Source organism: Streptomyces sp. C36, from assembly GCF_040932295.1.
Classification (GTDB): Bacteria; Actinomycetota; Actinomycetes; order Streptomycetales; family Streptomycetaceae; genus Streptomyces; species Streptomyces triculaminicus.
In genome coordinates this window covers 1-466 of record NZ_JBFQGI010000030.1, presented here as the reverse complement: position 1 = coordinate 466, position 466 = coordinate 1, and the positions used below count along the sequence as shown (strand labels likewise).

The window sequence follows — 466 nt, the reverse complement described above, 5'->3', positions numbered from 1 at the left end:
GGTTCCCGGGTTGCGAACAGTCGCACCGGTTGAACCAGTTTCACTTACTTAATTGAAGAGTGTGCTTGTTCGCTAGAACCCGATAGGGTTTCGGTGGTCATAGCGTTAGGGAAACGCCCGGTTACATTCCGAACCCGGAAGCTAAGCCTTTCAGCGCCGATGGTACTGCAGGGGGGACCCTGTGGGAGAGTAGGACGCCGCCGAACAATCTTTCAAGGACCCTTGGTCCCAGCGTTCACGCTGGGACCAAGGGTCCTTTTGTTTTTCTGTTGCTTTGCCGAAGCGCGCCTGTGAGCCGGGTGCGCGAGAATGACTGCGTTACCCGAAGACAGGAGTCACGTCGATGTCCACCAACTCTCCCGAGGGTCGCTCGGGCGGCGAGTCGCGCTACGGAGGCCCCCGCGGCCCGCGCAGCGGCGGTTTCCGGCGCGACGACCGTTCCGGTGGCTTCCGCCGTGACGAGCGT

At 61.4% G+C, this 466-nt stretch carries 1 rRNA gene; it reads left to right on the top strand.

Annotation, left to right across the window (positions count from 1 at the left end):
- Positions 1-89 precede the first annotated feature (89 nt).
- Positions 90-206: ribosomal RNA gene (rrf, locus tag AB4K12_RS31240) — 5S ribosomal RNA — on the top strand.
- The last annotated feature ends 260 nt before the right edge of the window (positions 207-466 follow it).